At 35.8% G+C, this 18312-nt stretch carries 21 protein-coding genes and 1 other annotated feature; of the genes, 17 read left to right on the forward strand and 4 right to left on the reverse strand.

Features of this window, described 5'->3' with window-relative positions; all coding sequences use genetic code 11:
• Positions 1 to 8: 8 nt before the first annotated feature.
• The gene (locus ERX40_RS07450; RefSeq protein WP_133417871.1) at positions 9 to 806 is read right to left on the reverse strand and encodes an exonuclease/endonuclease/phosphatase family protein; all 798 of its coding nucleotides are present in this window, start codon (positions 804 to 806) and stop codon (positions 9 to 11) included.
• A 312-nt stretch (positions 807 to 1118) separates the two neighbouring features.
• Positions 1119 to 1319: a hypothetical protein gene (locus ERX40_RS07455; RefSeq protein WP_133417872.1), complete on the reverse strand. Its 201-nt coding sequence runs from the start codon at positions 1317 to 1319 to the stop codon at positions 1119 to 1121.
• 198 nt (positions 1320 to 1517) lie between these two features.
• On the opposite strand from ERX40_RS07455, the gene ERX40_RS07460 reads away from it, so the two are divergent.
• From ERX40_RS07460 to ERX40_RS07525, 15 genes are all read left to right on the forward strand, one after another.
• Positions 1518 to 2408, forward strand: a complete 891-nt coding sequence (locus ERX40_RS07460; protein ID WP_133417873.1) for an NgoPII family restriction endonuclease — start codon at positions 1518 to 1520, stop codon at positions 2406 to 2408.
• Positions 2405 to 3433 carry a DNA cytosine methyltransferase gene (locus tag ERX40_RS07465; protein ID WP_133417874.1) on the forward strand — a complete coding sequence of 343 codons (1029 nt, stop codon included), beginning with the start codon at positions 2405 to 2407 and terminating at the stop codon, positions 3431 to 3433. Before ERX40_RS07460 ends, ERX40_RS07465 begins: the two co-directional genes overlap by 4 nt.
• A gap of 39 nt (positions 3434 to 3472) precedes the next feature.
• On the forward strand, positions 3473 to 4891 hold the full coding sequence (locus ERX40_RS07470; protein WP_133417875.1) for an RNA-binding domain-containing protein: 1419 nt from the start codon (positions 3473 to 3475) through the stop codon (positions 4889 to 4891).
• A gap of 632 nt (positions 4892 to 5523) precedes the next feature.
• On the forward strand, positions 5524 to 6699 hold the full coding sequence (locus ERX40_RS07475; RefSeq protein WP_133417876.1) for a DUF418 domain-containing protein: 1176 nt from the start codon (positions 5524 to 5526) through the stop codon (positions 6697 to 6699).
• A 209-nt stretch (positions 6700 to 6908) separates the two neighbouring features.
• Positions 6909 to 7112 carry a hypothetical protein gene (locus ERX40_RS07480; RefSeq protein WP_133417877.1) on the forward strand — a complete coding sequence of 68 codons (204 nt, stop codon included), beginning with the start codon at positions 6909 to 6911 and terminating at the stop codon, positions 7110 to 7112.
• A 21-nt stretch (positions 7113 to 7133) separates the two neighbouring features.
• Positions 7134 to 7775, forward strand: a complete 642-nt coding sequence (locus tag ERX40_RS07485) for a hypothetical protein (protein ID WP_133417878.1) — start codon at positions 7134 to 7136, stop codon at positions 7773 to 7775.
• A 124-nt stretch (positions 7776 to 7899) separates the two neighbouring features.
• Positions 7900 to 8114: a binding site (T-box leader), on the forward strand.
• A gap of 41 nt (positions 8115 to 8155) precedes the next feature.
• Entirely contained in the window at positions 8156 to 9829 is a 1674-nt protein-coding gene (gene argS / locus ERX40_RS07490) for an arginine--tRNA ligase (protein WP_133417879.1), read from the forward strand.
• A gap of 38 nt (positions 9830 to 9867) precedes the next feature.
• On the forward strand, positions 9868 to 10881 hold the full coding sequence (locus ERX40_RS07495) for a S66 family peptidase (RefSeq protein ID WP_341777480.1): 1014 nt from the start codon (positions 9868 to 9870) through the stop codon (positions 10879 to 10881).
• Positions 10882 to 10909: 28 nt separating this feature from the next.
• Positions 10910 to 11290: an NUDIX hydrolase gene (locus tag ERX40_RS07500; RefSeq protein WP_133417881.1), complete on the forward strand. Its 381-nt coding sequence runs from the start codon at positions 10910 to 10912 to the stop codon at positions 11288 to 11290.
• 6 nt (positions 11291 to 11296) lie between these two features.
• Positions 11297 to 11797: a hypothetical protein gene (locus tag ERX40_RS07505; protein ID WP_165980706.1), complete on the forward strand. Its 501-nt coding sequence runs from the start codon at positions 11297 to 11299 to the stop codon at positions 11795 to 11797.
• A 172-nt stretch (positions 11798 to 11969) separates the two neighbouring features.
• Complete coding sequence (locus tag ERX40_RS07510) at positions 11970 to 12176, forward strand: hypothetical protein (RefSeq protein ID WP_133417883.1); 207 nt, start codon at positions 11970 to 11972, stop codon at positions 12174 to 12176.
• Between the two features lie 60 nt (positions 12177 to 12236).
• Positions 12237 to 12374 (forward strand): hypothetical protein, encoded by a 138-nt coding sequence (locus tag ERX40_RS11285; protein ID WP_165980707.1) that lies wholly within the window; start codon positions 12237 to 12239, stop codon positions 12372 to 12374.
• A 115-nt stretch (positions 12375 to 12489) separates the two neighbouring features.
• Entirely contained in the window at positions 12490 to 13407 is a 918-nt protein-coding gene (locus ERX40_RS07515) for an ABC transporter ATP-binding protein (protein ID WP_243712998.1), read from the forward strand.
• Positions 13400 to 14389 carry an ABC transporter permease gene (locus tag ERX40_RS07520; RefSeq protein ID WP_133417884.1) on the forward strand — a complete coding sequence of 330 codons (990 nt, stop codon included), beginning with the start codon at positions 13400 to 13402 and terminating at the stop codon, positions 14387 to 14389. Before ERX40_RS07515 ends, ERX40_RS07520 begins: the two co-directional genes overlap by 8 nt.
• A 130-nt stretch (positions 14390 to 14519) precedes the next feature.
• The gene (locus tag ERX40_RS07525; protein ID WP_133417885.1) at positions 14520 to 14936 is read left to right on the forward strand and encodes a hypothetical protein; all 417 of its coding nucleotides are present in this window, start codon (positions 14520 to 14522) and stop codon (positions 14934 to 14936) included.
• A 280-nt stretch (positions 14937 to 15216) separates the two neighbouring features.
• On the opposite strand, the gene ERX40_RS07530 is transcribed toward ERX40_RS07525, so the two are convergent.
• Complete coding sequence (locus ERX40_RS07530; RefSeq protein WP_133417886.1) at positions 15217 to 15759, reverse strand: DUF4334 domain-containing protein; 543 nt, start codon at positions 15757 to 15759, stop codon at positions 15217 to 15219.
• Between the two features lie 258 nt (positions 15760 to 16017).
• Between ERX40_RS07530 and ERX40_RS07535 the strand changes: the two genes are divergently transcribed.
• Positions 16018 to 16368: a DoxX family protein gene (locus tag ERX40_RS07535; protein ID WP_133417887.1), complete on the forward strand. Its 351-nt coding sequence runs from the start codon at positions 16018 to 16020 to the stop codon at positions 16366 to 16368.
• Between the two features lie 69 nt (positions 16369 to 16437).
• On the opposite strand, the gene ERX40_RS07540 is transcribed toward ERX40_RS07535, so the two are convergent.
• Complete coding sequence (locus ERX40_RS07540; protein ID WP_133417888.1) at positions 16438 to 16833, reverse strand: hypothetical protein; 396 nt, start codon at positions 16831 to 16833, stop codon at positions 16438 to 16440.
• Between the two features lie 332 nt (positions 16834 to 17165).
• Here ERX40_RS07540 and ERX40_RS07545 point away from each other — a divergent pair, with 332 nt between their 5' ends.
• A complete protein-coding gene (locus ERX40_RS07545) occupies positions 17166 to 17948 on the forward strand; it encodes a transglycosylase family protein (protein WP_133417889.1) in 783 nt (260 codons plus the stop codon).
• Positions 17949 to 18312: the final 364 nt, after the last annotated feature.

The raw sequence follows: 18312 nt of genomic DNA on the forward strand, positions 1-18312 counted from the left end.
CATTAAACTTAAAAAGCTATTTCTGCAATCAGGATAGCATGATCAGGGTAACCAACAGTTTTTTTATAATCATCTCTTTTAGTAAAGTCCCAGTCATATTTTATATCTGATATTATGATATCCTTTGCAAAGATATGATCTAATTTGTAGTGATTATTCCATTGGTCTTTCCACGAACAAAGTTCTTTAGGAGTATGAACTTCAATTCCATAGTCATTGAAATATTTAAGTATTAAAGGGTAACTATAGTACTGTCTTGCTACCCCAGGATAGCTGTTTATGCTATCTCCGTCTTTATAGCGACCATTATTAAAATCGCCAAGTCCTAAGATACGTCCATCTAACTTACTTGTATAGTTAACGATAGTTTTAAGTTGGTTTTCTCTTTCTAAGAAGTCCTTATCCATACTTTCTTGAGTTTTTAAATTACTTCCGATTTTAATTCTTGCTCCGATAATATTTAAATCCCCTAAGGTTACGTGTATGAAATCAGGTAAAAGATTACATTGAAATTTTGAAAAATCTTTAAAAGAAAATTCATCATTAATTAAATGTTTTTTAACTCCGATAAGAACCTCATTAGATATTCCTTTATGGTCTGAATATTTGATTAAGTAATTGTTTTTCTCCATTTCGTCAATAAATGACTGATAATTCTTAACAAGATAAAATTCTGTAAGAATGAATATATCAACATTTCTTGATAAAATTTCTTCAGAAATTAATTTAGGTAACTCGTGATTCTTTGATTTACCGCAACGTTGATTAATATTCCATCCCAATATATTTAAGTTGTTATTTTTCATTATTTATCTTTCCTTTCAAAGTAGGTTTTTTAAGTTATATATGAACTGTTAACTAAATAAGTAAGGGGGGCATCGTGATTTAAGCATCAGTAAATCATCCTTTCAAGGTATAAGTTAAATAAGATATATAAAGATAATAAATTTCAAAAAGAATATCATTTGTTTAAAAATTTTACAGGACTAGTGCCTGTAATTTTTTTTACATGGATTAGTAATCAAATCATTAATAATGCTCCCTTTCAAAGTATATCCATCAATGAAGAAGTAGATAAATTCCAAAAAGAATATCATTTTCTTAAAAAATTTACAGGATTATTTTCCTGTAATTTTTTTATAGTGTTCAACTAGGAATGTGATTGTTTGACCTTGTGTTGGTATATTACCATCAAATTCTTTTATCAGAGAACCAGCAATGTAAGTAAGATCTTGTTGAGTTGATTTATCAACAACAGCACTAAATTTCACAGGTTCTTTATAACGTTGATTAGCAGGAACAGGTTTTCCTCTCGGCATAAGAAGTTACTCCTTTCATTTATGATATGCTGCAATTAAAGTAAATGATATTCTTTATTTGACTAAATAATACTATCTATATTTTGATATGTCAAACAATAAATAAATTAATATATCAAATAAGTTCATACTTATGTTATGACTCTTTTAAATTGATATAATAATGAGTAGTGTATATTAATAAAAGGGGTGCTGATATTGACTATTATTGATGCTATTTCTAACTTAATTGAAAATCCAATTTATAAATTAAAGGATACATATATTAATGAGCGAAACAGAGCAAATTCTGCTGGAGATGCTTTAGAAGAGTATGTAAAAGATTTATTTGCTGGAACTGTTACGGAACTGGATGAAAGTGAACGAAAAAAAAGATATAGTGAAGTCTTTTCGTATCTAGGGAATAATTCTAATCCACCGGATATTATTTTAAAAAATAGTGATGCTATTGAAGTTAAAAAAATTGAGTCATCTCAGGGAACTATACAACTAAATAGTAGTTATCCCAAGAATAAACTATTAAATAGCAATTCTTCAATAAGCAAAGCATGCAGAGAATGTGAAGTGGATGTAGATACTGGTGAAAATTGGAATGAGAAAGATGTAATATATGCGATAGGCACAATTGATTCAAATTCTAGAAATCTAGTAAATTTAATTTTTATTTATGGTGATGAGTATGCCGCAGACATAGAAATTTATGAAAACATTAAACAAAAGATTAAAGATGGGATAGCAAAAATAGAAGGGATTGAATTTTCTCCTACAAAAGAACTAGGAAAAGTAAAAAAGGTAGACCCTTTAGGAATTACTGATTTAAGAATGAGACCAATGTGGTCAATAGCTAATCCATTAAAAGCCTTTAAAGAAATATTTATAATTAATAAAGAAAAAAGTTTTAACTTTACAGCAATTATTAATAAGAGAAAATGGAATAGTTTTGGAAATAAAGAAAAGTTATTGAAATTAATTAAAACACACGATAATGTATCGTTAACTGAAGCAAAGATACAGGATTCTAATAATCCTGCTAAACTTAAAGAAATCATTGTTATTACAATAAATGCTGATATAGGGGAGAATGAATGAAAATTATTAGTCTTTTTTCAGGGGCTGGCGGAATGGATTTGGGATTTAAAAATGCAGGATTTGAAGTTGTGTTAGCGAATGAATTTGATAAAAAGATATGGGATACATTTGAAAAAAATCACAATACTCCATTAATTAAAGGAGATATTAAAAATATTAAGTTAAATGAGTTACCTTTAGATGTTGACGGCTTAATCGGTGGACCGCCTTGCCAATCGTGGTCTGAAGCAGGATCTAAAAAAGGAATCGAAGATGAAAGAGGACAATTGTTTTTTGAGTACATTAGAATTCTCGAGTATACTAAGCCGATGTTTTTTGTTGCAGAAAATGTATCGGGAATGATGGCTAAAAGACATAATCCAGCAGTTGAGAACATTTTAGATTTATTTGATAAGGCAGGTTACAATGTCAATATTAAATTACTGAATGCTTATGATTATGGTGTTGCTCAGGATAGAAAAAGAGTTTTCTATATCGGCTTTAGAAAAGACTTGGTATTACCTAATTATCATTTTCCAGAACCGATATCTGAGGAAGATAAAATGACTTTAAAAGATGTTATTTGGGACTTAAAGGACAATGCGATACCAGCATTGGAAAAAAATAAAACTAATGGTGAAAAGTGCAATGTTAAAAATCATGAATATTTTATCGGAAGTTACTCTCCTATTTACATGAGTAGAAATAGGGTAAGATCTTGGAACGAACCATCTTTCACAATTCAAGCTAGTGGAAGACAAGCACCTCAACATCCTCAAGCACCTAAGATGATAGCAGTCGAAAAGAATAAAAGGATTTTTGATGAAGAATATTTAGATTTATATAGAAGATTATCGGTCAGAGAAGTTGCGAGAATACAAGGATTTCCTGATGATTTCGATTTTATTTATGAAGATGTGAATAATGGTTACAAAATGATTGGTAATGCTGTTCCAGTATTATTAGCTGAGATAATTGCTAAGACTATAAAAGAACACCTTACAAAGTTAACTATTGAAAATAATAGTCAGTTGGTATTATTTTAAAGTTATAATATATAAAAAACACTTTTTAAGGAGATAACTATGCCCGATGAAATTTTGGAGTTTGAGTTTGAAGATGCCTATCGTTTATTGGATGAAGTGCAAGAATCTCAATTTTTGGATTTTAAATCTAAAGAAATAAAAGGTAAAGGAATACAAAAGATTGTTACAGCTTTTGCAAATGCTGAAGGTGGTGAAGTATATGTTGGCATTAAAGATGAAAAAGAACCTGTCTTAGAGGTTTTAGATAGATGGAATGGTTTTGAAAAAATTGAAGATGCTAATTCTTTAATACAAAATATATATGAACATATTGAGCCTGCTATTTCATTGGAATACGAATTTATCAAAATAAAAGAACATGAATTTAGAGGATTAGTTTTAAAGATAATAGTTTTTAAAAGTAAGGATTTACATTATACCTCTGATCATAGAGTATATATTAGAAGAAGTGCTCAAAATCTAGAATTAAAAAATCAAAAAGAAATTATGGATTTACAACTTTCAAAAGGAATAATTTCATATGAAGATCAACTATTAGGTAATTATTCGAGTGATGAACTTATTGAATCTGAAAGTTTAACACAATTTCTAAATTCTTATTCTCCTAAGACAAATCCTGAAGAATATTTAAAAAAACAACGATTAATTAGAAAGTCTGGTAAAGAATTATTACCAACTATTGCCTCCGTGCTACTATATGCAGATTTACCATCGGCAATTTTATCGAAAAAATGTGCTATAAAAATTACTAGATATAATACAAATGAAGATATCCCGAGAAGAGAGAACTTAGGACAACAATTTACAGTAGAAGGTAATATTTACAATCAAATTTATTTAGCATTGGAATGTGTAAAAACAATAATCAATGAATTGAAAGTTTTAAGTCAAGATGCTCTTATTGGTGCAAATTATCCAATTGAAGCTATCCAAGAAATTTTAGTTAATGCTGTAATACATAGAGATTATAATATATCTGATGATATTCATATTATGGTTTTTGATAATAGGATAGAAGTAAGAAGCCCGGGTTCATTACCGGGATATATAACACCTGATAATATTTTAGAAGAACGTTTCTCTAGAAATCCTACGTTAGTAAGATTACTGAATAAATATCCGAATCCTCCTAACAAGGATATTGGAGAGGGATTAAATACAGCATTTCAAAAAATGCAAGAGATGCGTTTAAAATCACCCAAAATATTTGTAGAACAAAATAAAGTAATTGTTATTCTTCCACATGAAAGACTTGCTGAGCCTGAAGAAACCGTATTAGAATACTTAGAACAAAATATTGAAATCAATAATAGAACAGCAAGAAAATTGTGCGGAATACATTCAGAAAATAAAATGAAAAGAGTTTTCCTGAGATTAAGAGATAGAAATCTGATTGAAATGGTACCAGGAAAGCATGGAGCTTCCACAGCATGGCGTAAAACTAATATCAATAAGTAAATATATTGTTATTAAATACATTATTTAATTCGATTTTTCGAAAAAAATATATTCATTAAAATAAATGATGTAAATTGGTTCAAATATCATTAGTCTCAAAACATTTCCAACTATTTTCATCCAATTTATGATTTATAATATATTAATATAAAGGGAATATCATGTACTTAATGTATTCAAAGTTTATCCGTATAGTTCTCAAAACGTTAATGCTGGAATTGTTGCAAACTTGTTTGCTTACAAGTTCAGTACGCAAACTGGCTTAGACAGTTTGTATTCCATTGAATATACGTTTACAGCACTTCTCGAAATTATTCGAGAGGTGCTTTTTTGTATGAGTTTGTCATGATGTAACCCGCTAAACACCCTTATGAAATTCAGATATTAAATCTTCATTTAAGTCGATATTACATACAAATACGATTATAAAAACTAAGATATTCAGTCTTACTAGTTACTATATATTACTAGATTTCTTATTAAGCAATACAGCCTTTACCTTAAAGTTTCCTTAAATTAGTAACTTCTCTGTTCTATATTTCTCTTCACTTGTGTACATTGAATATAAGGAAATCTGAGTTTCTTAAATTTGTACGAAAATTTTTAATGAGGTATCAAAGAAAAGAGGATTTATGAAAAGACTGACTGTTGTTGATAGTTTAAGAGGGTTTAGTTTGATGGGAATATTATTTGCTAATTTGCTCTTATTCCAGTTCGGCCATTATGGTGCGAATTATCCGGAATTCTATGGGATTGATGCAGCAAATAAGCTTTTTATTTATTGGGTCAAGATCTTCATAGAAGGCAGTTTTATGCCGATATTTGCTGTATTATTTGGTTTCGGTTTAATGAAGATGAGTGAGAGTCTGGAGAAGAAAGGACGTCCTGTGAAGCGGGCAATCATTAGACGAGGATTAATTCTCTTCACTATGGGGATGCTTCATTCTGCTTATCTTTTCAGTGGAGACATTCTTTATCTATACGGCACTGTTACGTTTATAGTGGTATGGGTGTTGAAGTTTAAGATTCGATCACTGATTATTATAGCTGCTCTAGTCATACCTTTAATTGTCGGCATTTTATTGGTTAATCCAGATTTTATGTTTGCGGCTGAACAAAGCTTTGCAACTGGAGGATTAACTGCAGAACAAAGTGAATATCTCGCAGCAGAGAGAGGTATATTTTCAACTGGTACGCTACAAGAGCGAAAGGATTTCTTTATGGAAGAAGATCCATTCATGGCTTTTACCGATGAAGAATTCTTGCTATTAATACCAATTGCCATTCTTTTTAATATACCGCTCTTTTTAATCGGTATGATATTGGCGAAGAATCGCTTTTTTGAAACCGGTCTGACGTTCGTAAAGAAAAATTTTATTTATCTTACACCGATTTTTATTCTGTTTAAAGCATGCATGGTGATCTGGCCGGATAATGATATTCTAGGAACATTAGGTATCATCAGTGTGTATCTACTGATTTTCTCATATATTTCATTATTTTATGCGCTCTATCAGAGGTGGCAGGCACTCAAGCTATTTGAAGCAATCGGCAGACTATCACTCACTAATTATATTGCCCAGTCTGTGTTTCATTCTTTTATCTACTATGGCTACGGCATGCAGCGTTTTGGTGATGACAATTTCTTATTATCACTGCTGATTGCTACTTTATTCTTTATCTTACAAGTGGCTCTAAGTAATCTATACTTCAAGTATTTCAAACAAGGACCACTTGAATATATCGCACGTGTTGTCACGTACTGGTCGTTTTCGCCGAATAAGAAAACCGATAATAAGTTAGTTTAAAGCTGAAAAATATATAGAAATGATTCATGGAAAATAGGCGGAGTAAATTGTGAATGTAGTGCTACTTATTATAGCATTCGGCACACTGATGGGAATTATATTAGCAATAAGTAAAAGAAAAAAGAAATGATGATGAAAATAACAACGGTATGGAGTAGCTTTTAGTCAATCAAATGAGTGCATTACATTTCCTTTCTGGAGGTTTTGATATGAAACAGAATAAAAATATCCTGGCACTTGTCATCCTCGTTACGGTGTTGGCAGTGACCGCTTCATTGCTTATAGCTATACAATCATTATTCAATCTGAAAGAGATTGATAATCTAGTCAATCAAGCCGAGGATAATCATCTGGAATATGAACTCATCATAACCAATGACCTCACTAATGATTATTACTTTAAAGCCAAATAATGACTCATTTGGAGGTATATTATGAAAATTAATCGATTTGAGCACGTGACGGGGACTTTTATAGAGGAGATAGCGGGACAGCGTGCGTACGGCTATAGTCGTGATGAGATGATGGAGCTATATGAAGCGTATGATGCGATTAAAACTGGACCTGTCCCTGGCAATACTCTGACATTCTATGAACGAGCAATAGGTAGAGTCTATATGCCGTTTAGTAAGGAGAAAAATATTGTTTATAGTAGTGTTATATATCATCACGTATATTACTATTTTCTGCAATGTGACTTTAATCAACAAATGGTCTATCTCTATCAGTATGAACCGGGGCAGCAGCCTCAGTTAATGACTGTACTGAGTATGCATGAGATAGATATGAATAATCTCAGTCTCATGGGTGAGAACGTGCATATTACCAGTCAGGGGAGGACTTTCCAATGCTATTACCCTCGATTATTTTCATTAGAACTGGAGAATGCAGAGTCAGTCATCCATATTGAAGATGACAAAGTCTATATATCTCAATGGATTGAAGAGGGCTTAGAAGATATCGATGATTATCATTATTATGAGAAGCTGATCATCAAGGATTTCATGGGTAATACATTAAGTGAAGAAGTCGGGAATTTATTTCAAGATGATCAAGGCGAGTGGTGGTTGAGCTAGAGAATATTGATTTGGTTAAATTTGAGATGAATCTCAATCACTCATCACTTTTCGAATTGATCAATTTTTAATGATAAAACTGTTGCTATATAATCTGTATATGTTACCATAGTAAAAACAAATAGTTAAAACTTTGCACAAGAAAAGTAATAATATATTTTTTCTTAGCGAGCTATTGAGGGTGAGAGTATAGCAGAACATATATTATGAAGCGCATCTTGTGAGTAACGTATTGAACTTAAGTAGGTATGTTCGGTGGCAGCATCGTTAACAATGAGAGTGTATGTCTTTTTGGGCATAAATATGAGTGGTACCGTGGATGTCAAGTTCACCTCTGTTATAGAGGTGGGCTTTTTTTATTTATAAAAGGGGGCTTTGTGATGAAGCAATTATTTGCAAGTATACTATCTGAACACATTGAATTCTTAACTGTAGATGAGATTTTGAATTTGATTGAACAACCTAAACATTACGAGCAGGGGGATCTTTCATTTCCTTGTTTCACTTTAAGTAAGCATTTGCGAAAGAATCCTCGTGTCATTGCAGAAGAGCTGAAGGATAGTATAGAAAGTACAGAAATTAAATTTATTCAGGCAGTTAATGGGTACTTAAATGTCTTCTTCAATCCGCAAGAAGTTGGATTAGATATTGTTAATGATATTTTATTGAAGAGAAGTTCGGTCGGTAATCAAGATATAGGTCAGCAACAAGTAGTGACTATGGATATCTCATCTCCTAATATTGCAAAACCATTTTCAATGGGTCATTTACGGTCGACTGTCATAGGTAACTCTATGGCACTTATAATGGAGAAACTAAATTATCAGCCTATTAAAATCAATCACCTTGGAGATTGGGGCACACAGTTCGGCAAACTGATAGTCGCTTATCAAAAATGGGGCAGTGAAGAAGCGGTTACTCAAAATCCTATTCCTGAATTATTCAAACTCTATGTGAAATTTCACGATGAAGCTGAACATGATGAGACGCTCAATGAAGCAGGACGTCATGCTTTCTTGATGCTGGAACAGGGTGAAGAAAAATATATACAGCTATGGAAGTGGTTCAGAGAAGTCTCATTACAGTCTTTTAACAAATTATATCAACGTCTGAATATCACTTTCGACTCATATAACGGTGAAGCTTTTTACAATGATAAGATGGAGAATGTGGTAGAACTTCTGAAAGAAAAACGCTTATTAGTAACAGATCAGGGCGCGGAAGTAGTGCCACTCCTTGAAATGCCACCAGCGCTTATTAAGAAGAATAATGGGTCCACACTTTATATGACAAGAGATCTGGCTACAGCAATCTATCGTAAAGAAAATTATAACTTTTCTTATTCTTATTATTTCGTGGGTAATGAGCAGTCTCTTCATTTCAAGCAGCTGATGGAAGTGTTGAAGGTGATGGGCTATAACTGGGCAAAAAATATGGAACACATTTCATTTGGTATGATTTTAAAAGATGGCAAGAAAATGTCGACTCGTAAAGGTAAAGTAATTTTTCTGGAAGACGTACTAAATGAAGCAGTCGTACTAGCAAAAAAGAATATCAAAGAAAAATCAATAAGTCTGGTCAATATTGATGAAGTCAGTGAACAAGTAGGTATTGGTGCTGTAATATTCAATGACTTGAAGCATGATCGTCAGAATGATATTGAATTTAATCTGGAGGAAATGTTGAAGCCAGAAGGAAATACTTGTCTTTACTTGCAATATACGAACGCAAGAATACATGCTATCATCCGCAAAGCAAACATAGAAACTGACAGATTAAAAGTGGAAAAGTTAGATGAAGAAGCATGGGATATTATCAAATCATTAGACACATTTGATGAAGTATTAGTATCTGCAATGGAAAGAAAGTCACCTGCTGAACTTGCCAAATATTTATTGCAGCTAGCACGTCATTTTAATGCTTATTATGCAAGAGTGAGAATACTAGATGATCAAGAGATGCTTGAAAACAGAATAGCGATTTTATTAGCGGTTTCAATTATCGTAGAAGAAGGATTGAGATTGCTAGGTATTCAAACGCCGCGTGAACTATAGGAAGATAGAGAATCTTATTTAAATTCTGAAAAGGAGAGATGTTATTGATTAAGTATCCCATATTGGAAGGTAATTTTACAATTGGCGTCACAGCTCCATCTTCTGGTTTAACTGAAACAATGTATGGATATATTCATGATATAAAAAAACGATTTTCTAACCATGAGATTAATATCGCGCCAACCACTTTGATGCAACATAAAGCTAAATCTACCGAGGCTGATGTCCGAGCATCTGAGTTGAATGCTTTTTTTAAAGATCATACTACTAATATCATTATTCCGCCTTTTGGAGGGGAGCTAGCTCTAGAAATTATTAATAAGATAGATTATAGACAATTAAGAACGAAGTGGTTACTTGGTTATTCTGATATCAGTACTATTCTTTTAGCGATTACTTTAAAGACTGGTATTGCAACTGCTCACGGTCCTAATCTTGTTGACCTGAGAGGAGTATATTCAGATTCGACAACTGATATGTGGACAAAAGTCTTAAAAACAAAAACGGATGGAGAAGTCATTCAGTGTTCTTCAGAAAAATATCAAAGCAAATGGGATCACAACAATCCTACTGAGTGTGTATTTAATTTAGATTCACCGACTGAATGGAAGGTTGTCAATGAAGACGAAGTACAGATAGAAGGACGGTTGCTAGGTGGATGCACGGATGTTATTCACCACTTGATAGGAACTCCTTTTGGCGATGTAAATAAATTCAGAGAAACATTTATCAATAATGATGCTGTTATCTGGTACTTAGAGAATTGTGAGGCTAATTCAACAGAGTTCAGAAGAACGTTGCTGCAGATGCAGTTAGCAGGTTGGTTTGATAATTGCAGTGGATTATTATTTGGTAGAACGAGAGTCGTTGATGATGTAGAAGGCTATACAATTGATGATGTCTATAAAGATTTGGCTGAAGAATTAAAGATGCCTGTTATCTATGATATAGATTGTGGACATATGCCACCACAGATGACATTTATTAATGATGCATACGCTATTGTAGAATGCAAAAATGGAAATGGGAAACTGACACAAAGATTTATATAACATTTCTTTAGAAAGGAAATCAGATATTATGATCTGGGATGGTGTATCTGCAATCGTCATTAAAAATTCTAAATTACTAATAGTGAAATCAAAAAGTGAGAATAAATGGTCTATACCTACAGGCGGGATTGAGGCAGGAGAAAGTAAAGAAGAAGCTCTAGTGAGAGAAGTCCACGAGGAGACAGGCTATAAAGTAAATATTATAAGACATGTAAAGCAAATGAAAAAGAAAGTGAAAGAATATGATGTAACAGTCGACTACTTTTACTGTAATATTATAGGTGGGCAGTTAGAAATAATTGATCCAGACAATGAGATTGCACAAGTTAAATGGATTGAGAAGGATGAATATAATAAATTAAATTGGCTCTATCCTGAAGACAAAGAAATGATTTTTAATTATCTATAATACTTATTGAAATGGGAAGTGATAAGTATGCAAGGATTTATTTTGAATGAAAAAGGTTATGTGACTTTTCCTTATGAAATTCTGAAACACATTGAACCCTACGTAAAATCTCTGAAATGGAAAGTGAGATGTGTGGAACATAATAATCCTGATAATGAGTCTTTTCCGTTGAATGAGCCACATGATTATTTTCTGGATGGTGAACAATTGTTTTCGCTTCTGCAGCAGTATGCACATGTTCAATGGATATGGGGCGTATTATCAGGTTTTCCGCGTGAGCTTTCCTGGCAAGAAATAAAGGGAAAATCAAACTGCTATGATATTACAGTGGACCAGCCTTATTTGCAGAATGGATTATGTCATATTGAACCCCAGGCTGTCTTTGAATTAATAGCGTTGGATAGTTCGGAGACGTATGTTTTGATTGATGATGATGCTATTATCTCAAGTCTTTCCAGCCACTTTCCGCACGCTGAACGTCTGGAAAGCGAGTTTAAGAAGCGATGAATTTTTGAGAAGATATTTTTATGTTATAATTATCCAAAATAACGGTTTTATACAGGAGATTGCCATGACTACTTTATCTATCCGATAGGCCGTATTCCTGATCAGCACGTTACGTCAGCAGCTGAACCGTGAGATGCAGAAGTTCCATTATTAATACCGGACGCCTATCGCGGTGAACAGCAAGAGTATTGTAACAGATGAGAAGTCGCAGAAAGTGTTCCATTCTCTGCAGAAGATGGACAAATTAAAACATGATATTGTGACGTTGAAGACAGTGATTCACCTGAAGAATTCAACCTCTGAAATTGAGGCAGGCGTTACGGCTTCTGATATGCTGGAGCAGCTGAAACTTGAACGTAAGATGATAGAGGATTTATAGAACTATACGGCATTCGGCTATAGACAGGAACGTATTAAGACTGTCGCAGGTGTCGACGTAGTGGAGGAAGGTATTATTGAAGACGATAAGGTGAATGCCTGTATCGAGGAGCTGGAAGCGGCAGCAAATGCCAAGTCCATGAAAACTGTTAAATATCAGCCAGCCCTTATGGGCGGGCTTTTTTATCGGGATTTTTAGTTGACCGTAATTGAGTAGGCCTATCTTCTTAACCTTAAAGTTTCCTTAAATTTCTAGTTTTTGGTTTACATCTTATGTTGATTTCATATAAAGTGGAAGAAAAGGGGGTTATGTTGTGGAAGAGAATATCAGTCTTGCTGTTCATCATTTAAAGAAGACCATCGGCAAACGTACAATTATCGATGATGTCAGCTTTACGGTCAGAAAGGGTGAAGTGTTCGGCTTCTTAGGTCCGAATGGTGCCGGTAAAACGACGACGATCAGAATGATTGTAGGATTAACGACACCGACGGCCGGGGATATTTCTATTTTAGGTCATCCTGTATCGACGGAACGTGCACAGGCGATGGAACATGTAGGTGCGATTGTTGAGAATCCTGAATTATATCCCTTTCTCTCAGGGCTTGAAAACTTGAAGCAATTTGCACGTATGCAGAAGGCAGTCACCCGCGAAGATATTCATCGTGTGGTCAAGTTGGTCGGACTTGAACAGAGCATCAATGACAAGGTTAAGAAGTATTCACTCGGCATGCGTCAGCGTCTCGGACTTGCACAGGCGCTTCTGCACAAGCCTTCTCTACTCATTCTGGATGAACCGACGAATGGTCTTGATCCGCAAGGGATTAGGGAGATTCGAGATTATATCCGCAAACTGGCACGTGAGGAAGGGCTGTCTGTTATCGTCTCAAGTCATTTACTTAGTGAGATGGAGATGATGTGTGACCGTATTGGCATCATTCAGCATGGGCAGATGCTCAGTATAGAGGATGTGCATCAGACCAGTACTGTTGAAGATATTGTGACGCACCGCTTTGATGTCTATCCTGTTGAAGTAGCGGAGCGCTATTTTACGTCGCTTGGTATTCGATCTGTACAGGAAAATGGTCTTGTCGTACAGGTCAAACAGAAGACAGTTCCTGATTTAGTCAGAGGACTCGTCAAAGCAGATGTAGATGTCTATAGTGTCGTGATGGATAAGGAGACACTGGAAGAACGATTCCTGAAAATGACGGGAGGTGCGAAGCATGTTTAATCTGATTAAAAATGAATGGATCAAGTACTTTATGCGTCCGGCTACATGGGTGATGCTCTCTCTGATTGTGCTTATCTTCGCTCTTGGCATTGCGCTCGACCATTTTACAACTGGTGACACAACACAGAATAAATCCTACGACACGAACTGGCAAAGAGAAGTGCGGACAGATATTAAGGATTTGAGTGCTAAAGTCGCTGAAATCAGTAAAAAGGATCCAAATAAATTATCATTCAATGAGGCTGTTACGCTTGCGAATAGTGAACATGAACTGACAAGATTGAGTTTTTATCTCGAAAAGAACGTTCAACCGCCAGCGATGAACAACTTCTATGATTATCTGCTTGAGACTTCGCCGCTCATTAACTTAGTTGCACTGATGATCATCGTCATTGCAGGCAGTATGATGAGTCGCGAGCATCAGCAGGGCACGATCAAGTTACTAATGATCCGTCCGGCTTCAAGACTGAAGATATTCTTCTCTAAATATATCTTCATTCTGATGACCGCACTCATTTTTGTAATCTTCACTTATGGCGTCGCTGCTATTATCGGACTTATGACCAGAACATATAATCCGACTTCCAAACTAGCCATCACCAATCCAGAGACAGGTGCATATAAGATGGTTGAGTTCTGGCCGCTGCTCGCTAAAGTCATGGTCAATGACTTGATTATGGTTATTATTCTTGCAACGATTGCGTATGTATTATCAGTTCTTCTGCGCAATACAGCTGCAGCACAAGGTATTGGACTCGGACTATTATTCCTGGGTTCGCTAGTTGTCAATTTCATCGCTTCAAAAACAGAATTGGTTAAATATCTTTGGCCGGCGAACTGGTCATTGAACCGTTATGTCACAGGGCTGCCAGCAGTTAAAGACATGACCTATAACTTTTCCCTTGGCTACAATCTAATCGCGCTCGTCGTTGTCATCGCACTTGCTGCCTACATCTTCAATAAGCGCGATATTGCTAGTTAATTCTACTTCTCGATTTACATCGAAAGGTTTTTAGTTCTTAGTACTGATACTAAGATACAAGGTAACTGATGACAGTATAGAGATAGTGATGTGTACGGCATCTTAAAATCAGAGAGAAGAGGGGACAATAATGAATCAGCAGTTGATTGAAGCAAGAGAAGCGGTGGATGTGGCGTTAGCTCGTATTGCAGAGATTAAAAAAATGACGAGTCATGCGAAGGCATGGAGCTGGGTGGATATTATGGGTAATGGCATACTGGGCAGTTATTTTAAGCGGCAGAGTATCAAGAAAATTAATGACCATGTTACTCTACTGCAGAGTGATCTTCAGATAGTGATCGCTGAACTTGAGGACATTGATTTGTCAGCTGATTTTGCGTTATCTGATACCTCACAGGATGAAATCTTTGATGTATGGTTTGATAACATTTTGACAGATGCAAGGGTCCATCAGGAGCTGGCTGATCTCAGCAACCATATAGAGGATACTGAAGAAAAGCTGCGGGTGATTGCGCAGGTGATTGATACAGAGATGAATAATGTTTAAAAGCAGCTGTAACAGCTGCTTTTTATTATGCCTTAGGTTGTGTGATGACGTCAGTGCGACTGGACTGTGATACTGAATACCTCTCCCGAGATTTCCACTACTTCATGGTCGACAATATTTTCTGTTGTCGCCACTCTTGCATCTTCTTTATTCATTTGATTTTAAACTCGCAATCGAGACTCTGTGTTTCAGTCCCGTTATTTATACTGACTCCAGCCGATTGGGCTGGATGTCTATTATGTGATGACACTGGATAGAGAATAGGCGTAGAAATCACGCATTACTTCTCCCGCACTTTTCTTAACAAGAAGAAATAAGACTTCTCTGATTTAAAGTTTTTCACATCCATCACACCGAGAAGGGTGTCTGCATCGATTTTTCGGAAGATATCGATTATTGCTTTCTGGTCGTAGATCATCGCTGCAGTAACTTGCCCGCGGTACTCAATCATCCGTAATCTGGCTTTGCTTTTGTGCGTCTTGAAGAGAGGGTGTATCAGTCTGATTCCTATTGAGACCAGAAACTTCGGTACATAGGCTATCATTTTGTTCACTGGGACAAGGGCTGGGTTCCCTGCATACCGTTCCTGGTCCGGCGGCTGAAATAAGAGCGGATGCACTTCTTCGCTGCTGATAAATGCTTTGCCGTACCAGTGCGCTGCTTCCAGCAGGCCTTCAAGTGGATGTCCTGTCCTGAGATCTTCACCTTTCCAGAGACCTGTCATCTCATGAGTCAGAACAGGTTCCAGTGAATCAAAGAATTCGAATGCCTCTTGCTGGGTGAGACGTCTGTTAGATAGTTGTGCTTTAGTTATCATGTCCATAACTCCCTCCTATATTCAGTATCTCATTATTTCAAACTAAGGTTATGAATCACTTACCCTGTTAACAGCTGGAATATCAGAGCGTCGGACCGGGAAACGGCTCTCTGATATAGTAGTCTTGATCAATAAATGCAGTGAACCCTTTCAAATCCCCATGTTTTGAAGTCTGGATCACGGTTATAGTAATATGGAAAAGGATCATCTGTCTTCAGGTAATATGAAACAGAAATACAGAGATAGATCAAATAGGAGGACCCTATGCTTAATTATTTAAACAACTTATACATTGCCAAGGAAATGTTCAATGCAGGAAAGCCGAAGCTGCAGGAAGACGAAAACATGGTGAAAATGTTCGAGAATTTTGGTTACTCAAAAGACTTCATGAAACTAACAGGTGCTATGGAAACAACAGGTGCAGCGCTGCTCGCACTTTCACTTTTCAGTAGACGTTTCAATCAGGCAGGGTCTCTGCTGGTGGAAGCAGTCATGATAGGTGCCATTGCTTCTCATTTAAAGGCAGGTCAAGGCTTTGAGGCGACGAAAAATGCCCGCAAGATATTAGCATTGAATACGACTTCTTTACTTGCGAGTTTCAAAGATAAAAAGTAAACGGTGTTATCACTTGTAAACAAACTGTGTAGCAGTACGGTGCTACGCAGTTTGTTTTATAGAGAAGAGTCACAGATTTGTTTCTGTCTGTTCCGTCATATAACTGTCGGTCATAAGATTGTCATTAGTGACGCCGCCGCCGATTACAACATCGTAGTCCGGGGAGACGGCCGTCAGAAAGTGAGGGATATGATGGAGGTGGTTGATGCCTGTCGCAATAATGACGTAACTGGAGTCGTATGTCGCTTGATGGCCGGTCACCATCCAGCGGTTCTCTTCCTGTGACAGACTAAAGGCACGGGCATTGATATGACAGTAATCCAGATTGTTTTCATTTATGACTGATGTAATATGGTCATTGAACATCTCAAGATTGGGACGTTTTTGGGAAGTAAAGTTTCTCCTGATTATCTGATAGTTAGTTTTGACTTCTTTAGAATAATCTTTCTTAACTGTATAGTTCATTGAGCTGGGACTGAACTGTTTCAGCTCCTGGATTCTCTCCTGTATTAACGATATAGGGCGGCTCTCATGATAGTCCTGCTTATGCGGGTGATCGAGCGTTGGCTATAAGAAGAACTATTACTTTCCCGGGAAAATTTTTAAAAAGTAGTAAGAGAGCATACCCTTTTACTGAGTGTTAGAAACGGAAAATCCTATAATTATTTCATTTTGATATGACTGTTATCTCGCTGTAATAATTTGTTATTCTGGCGTAACTCACGTAATAATAAATTGTGTTAAAGTAGTTCTTATAGATAAATCAGACTAAAAATACTTTGGAGGTATTTTATATAATGAATAAAACAGTATTAACAACTACGTTAGCTTTAGGCTTAGGTGTTACTTTAGCAGGACAATCAGCAGACGCATCAGCGTTCACTAAAGAAGATTCAGTGAAAATCGACAAGGCACATCTTGCGGATCTTGCAATGAATCACCAATCACAATTAAACCAGGCACCTATTCAAGAAGGCGCATATGACTACGAATTTGATTATAATGGTTATCACTTCGATTTCGAATCTGACGGTTCAACTTGGACTTGGAAATATCATACAGCAGGTTACACGCCAGTATCAGCACCTGCTCAGAACGTTCAAGCAGTGGCAGCGCCTGTAGCTCAACCTGCAGCAGTCCAAGCACCGGTAAGCTACAAAGCGCCAGTTCAACAGACTTACACAGCGCCAGTTCAACAGACTTACACAGCGCCAGTTCAACAGACTTACACAGCGCCAGTTCAACAACAGACTTACCAAGCGCCAGCAAAAACTTACCAAGCACCAGCTTATACAGCACCTAAAGCAGCAACAACTCAGACAGCTTCATCTAATTCAGGTGTTTATGTCAACGATCATTTACGCGCAATTGCACAACGTGAATCAGGCGGTAATCTTCGTGCCATCAATCCGACTTCAGGAGCAGCAGGTAAATACCAGTTCTTACAAAGTACTTGGGATATAGTAGCTCCAGCTGGCTGGGTAGGTAAATCACCAGCTTCTGCTCCTGAATCAGTACAAGATGCAGCAGCGGTTAAATTATATAATGAATACGGTGCACACCACTGGGTTACGGCATAATTATTAATAAAAACCACTTTTCTGCGGAAAAGTGGTTTTTTTGTGCTTAGCGGCAATCGCTATCACCAGCAGACGAAGTGTGATGATGTGCAGCTTCATAGAGTCTGCAGATACAGAAGAGAATAAGCTCTGGTGTTATAGACATCAGCATCATGAAAACCAAGGGCGTTCATAAACAAGATGCCGATCAGGCTGATACCTCTCTGATGATAATGATAATATACTGCGTGTCATTCAATAGCGTGCCAGTAAAAACCAGGACATTATTTCATTAAAAGTAACTATTGTAATGATTAAAAATAAGTGCGAAATGAATGATTTGGACTATTTTTATATATATACATTTTTTTAATAAGATGATATA

The sequence above is a fragment of the Macrococcus carouselicus genome, assembly GCF_004359515.1.
In the GTDB taxonomy this organism is placed as follows: Bacteria; Bacillota; Bacilli; order Staphylococcales; family Staphylococcaceae; genus Macrococcus; species Macrococcus carouselicus.